At 62.4% G+C, this 3,171-nt stretch carries 3 protein-coding genes and 1 pseudogene; 3 read left to right on the top strand and 1 reads right to left on the bottom strand.

Features of this window, described 5'->3' with window-relative positions; all coding sequences use genetic code 11:
- Positions 1-285: 285 nt before the first annotated feature.
- On the top strand, positions 286-882 hold the full coding sequence (locus EN750_RS25940; RefSeq protein WP_127398257.1) for a glutathione S-transferase family protein: 597 nt from the start codon (positions 286-288) through the stop codon (positions 880-882).
- A gap of 117 nt (positions 883-999) precedes the next feature.
- On the opposite strand, the gene EN750_RS25935 is transcribed toward EN750_RS25940, so the two are convergent.
- A complete protein-coding gene (locus tag EN750_RS25935) occupies positions 1,000-1,656 on the bottom strand; it encodes an outer membrane protein (protein ID WP_023812630.1) in 657 nt (218 codons plus the stop codon).
- Positions 1,657-2,069: 413 nt separating this feature from the next.
- Between EN750_RS25935 and EN750_RS25930 the strand changes: the two genes are divergently transcribed.
- Both EN750_RS25930 and EN750_RS25925 read left to right on the top strand, forming a co-directional pair.
- Complete coding sequence (locus tag EN750_RS25930) at positions 2,070-2,834, top strand: SDR family oxidoreductase (protein ID WP_127319023.1); 765 nt, start codon at positions 2,070-2,072, stop codon at positions 2,832-2,834.
- Positions 2,831-3,171, top strand: a pseudogene (locus EN750_RS25925) (excinuclease ABC subunit C); the annotation flags it as partial. The gene EN750_RS25930 and the pseudogene EN750_RS25925, both read left to right, overlap by 4 nt.

The raw sequence follows: 3,171 nt of genomic DNA, 5'->3' as shown, positions 1-3,171 counted from the left end.
TCCCAGGACTTCGCCATAGGGCGGAGTCCGGTGGGGCTTTTTGTGCCATTCATGCGCTTGATGAAATATCGGCGCGAGGCCCTTCGGTCTTGGCTGTCGGCTGAGTGATCCCTGCGATTCTGGCAACTCGGCGACTATGTGATCAAGCACCGTCTTCATGGAGCGCTCGCCAAACGGCCCCGGCCGATGAGTCCGCTCGCTGGCGGCCGGGTTTTCCGCTTCTGGCCATTGCTCGATCGCGCTTGATCGGTCAACACTGCCGGCCTGCAAAACAGGAAACCGATCATGCCCAGACTGCTCTATGCGTCCTCCTCTCCCTACAGTTCCAAAGTGCGCATGGCAGCCGCCTATGCCGGCATCGACATCGAAACGGTGGCGGTCAAAACCGACGACAAACCGGCCGAACTGATCGGCGCCAACCCGCTCGGCAAGATCCCGGTTCTGGTGCTCGACGACGGCCGCTCCATCCACGACAGTCGCGCCATCACCCAGCATCTCAACCGTTTGTCGAAGAGCGCGCTTTTTCCACGCACTCCCGACAAGCGGCTCGAGGCTGAAGTGCTGGAGGCGTTGGCCGACGGCATTTGCGACTGCGCGCTGTCGATGGTCTATGAACGGCGCACGCGGCCCGAGGAGATGGTCTATCAGCCTTGGCTCGATCGCCAGTGGGCGAAGATCACGGCGGCACTCGACCTGCTGAATGCCAACCCGCCGAAGCTGCCGAAGAAGATCACCGCCGGCCAGATGGCGCTGCGCGCCTGCCTTGGCTATCTCTCGCTGCGTTTTGCCGGAAAATGGGAGAAGGGTCGCGCCCGGCTGACGCGATGGGCGGCACGCTTCGACGAGAAGTTTCCAGAACTGAAGCCGTGCATTCCTGGTTGATAGCCGATTGCCCGGAATTGATTTCCCGGGTTATCGATTCGATCACCGGGAAAATTACCCAGACACAAAAAAAGCCGGGCGCGAGGCCCGGCTTTTTCGTGTCGTGGCTTGAACGACTTAGAACTTCATACCGACGCCGAAGGTGACGCGGTTGTCGGTGGCCTTGACCTTGCCGATGCCGTCGAAGCTCTTGCTGCCGAAGTCGGTGTAACGATACTCGACGCGGCCGAAGACATTGTCGGTCAGCTTGATGTCGGTGCCAACACCGGCGGTCCAGCCGAGCATCGTTGCGCGATCGCTGGCCCCAAGGACGGTGTCTTCCACCTTCAGGCTTCTGCCGGCGAGACCGCCGGTGCCATAGAGCAGGATTTCTGGGCTGACCGCGTAGCCGAGGCGGGCACGCAGCGAACCTTCAAAGCCGGCCTTGGAGTCGATGCCGTTGTCGTCGCCCTTGACGCCGTTGTAGCCGAGTTCGGCTTCAGCACCGTAGACGAAGTTCTCCTGCTGCCACTGGTAGCCGCCGAAGACACTGCCGACGAAACCCTTGGTATCGGTTTCAACGTCGAAATCCTTTTCTTTGGTCCGGCCGCTGAAGCCATAGCCGACGTTGAGACCGGCGTAGGGGCCGGCCCACGAAGCGACCGGAAGTTCAGCGATCGGCGCAGGTGCCGGCGGCTCTTCCGAAACCACGTCAGCAGCATAGGCAGTTCCGCTGAGGGCGAAGAGCCCAAGCGCAACGGCCAGCGGCCGTGCGAATTTGAGATTGGCTTGCATTGTTCTTTACTCCTTAAGCCACAGGACACAGGCTTGTTTCTCACGATCGCCATCAACCCGTCCGGGGGGTGAAACGGATCTGGCGTTCGTCGGTTCCAAATGTCGTGTCAAAATGCGGCTGAAGCGAACCTGAACTTGGGTCATTCCCCGGCACGAATGAGGCAGAACCTTGACGTTGCATCTTCGCAACAGCGAAATGGCAGGAACCATCCCATGCTGCGCTGCACACCGCTTGGTGCAAGGACTCCAGCACCCTATATTGCGGTCGGGCGCGCCCGAGTCTAGGGCGGGCCGGGATGTCCAAACGGCCGTTTCGCCACAATGCTGCCCAAGGTGCGAACACCATTTAACGCATGCCGGGCCATATTTCGCCGGCACCGCTTTTTCGGGCCGAAATTGAGGATTGACACCATATGAGCAAAGCCACTGTCACGGCGCTGGTGACGGGCGGGGCCAGGCGGATCGGCAGGGCGATCGTCGAGGATCTCGCCGCGCACGGTTTTGCCGTCGCCATCCATTGCAACCGCTCGCGCATCGAGGCCGATGCGTTGGCTGCCAAAATCATCGCCGGAGGTGGCCGCGCCGCCGTGGTCGCCGCCGACCTGACCGATATGGACGCCGTCGACGATCTCGTCGGCCAGGCGCAAGCAGCGCTCGGACCGATCCCGCTGCTGGTCAACAATGCGTCGCTGTTCGAGGACGATTCGGTTCGGGATTTCGACTGGCGGGCCTGGGACCGGCACTTTGCCGTCCATGTGAAAGCGCCCGCGCTGCTGGCGCAGAATTTCGCCCGGGCGTTGCCGGCAGGGCAGGAGGGCCTGATCGTCAACATGATCGACCAGCGCGTCTGGCGTCCGACGCCGCGCTACTTCTCCTATGCGCTGTCCAAGTCGACGCTGTGGACGGCCACCCAGATGATGGCGCAAGCGCTCGGCCCCAGCATCCGCGTCAATGCCATCGGCCCGGGGCCGACACTGAAGAACGCGCGTCAGGACGACAGCGATTTTGCCGCACAGGTGGATGGCTTGGTCCTCAAGCGCGGCCCGGAATTGCCGGAATTCGGCGCCACAATCCGCTATCTCTGGGAAGCGCGCTCGGTCACCGGCCAGATGATCGCGCTTGATGGCGGCCAGCATCTTGCATGGCAGACGCCCGATGTGACAGGCATGACGGAATGAGTCCTGTAGACCACAAAAGCACGCCGCGCGGCGGCGCCGACGATCTGCCCCCCGATATCGACCTCGAGGACGAGGCGGTCGAGAAGATCGTTGAAACCGTCGGTCCCGATGTCGCCTTCACCGCCATCGACTGGACACCGCATGCCGGCGACGCGGAAGGCATGATCGGCGCCGAGGTGATCCAGACGCTGGTCAAGCGGCTTCCCAACGCGCCCGGCGTCTGCCGCATGATGAACGCTGCCGGCGATGTGCTCTATGTCGGCAAGGCGCGCAGCCTGAAGAAGCGCGTCACCAACTACGCGCAAGGCCGTTTCCACACCACCCGCATCGGCCGCAT

Origin of the sequence: Mesorhizobium sp. M7A.F.Ca.ET.027.03.2.1 (assembly GCF_003999175.1) — a bacterium.
In the GTDB taxonomy this organism is placed as follows: domain Bacteria; phylum Pseudomonadota; class Alphaproteobacteria; order Rhizobiales; family Rhizobiaceae; genus Mesorhizobium.
Note: the sequence above shows the minus strand (reverse complement) of the source record. Positions and strands in the feature narration are given on the sequence as shown.

Excerpts from the sequence above, each read along its gene's own strand:
- EN750_RS25940 (WP_127398257.1), top strand. The coding sequence starts at position 286 with ATGCCCAGACTGCTCTATGCGTCCTCCTCTCCCTACAGTTCCAAAGTG.
- EN750_RS25935 (WP_023812630.1), bottom strand. The coding sequence starts at position 1,656 with ATGCAAGCCAATCTCAAATTCGCACGGCCGCTGGCCGTTGCGCTTGGG.
- EN750_RS25930 (WP_127319023.1), top strand. The coding sequence starts at position 2,070 with ATGAGCAAAGCCACTGTCACGGCGCTGGTGACGGGCGGGGCCAGGCGG.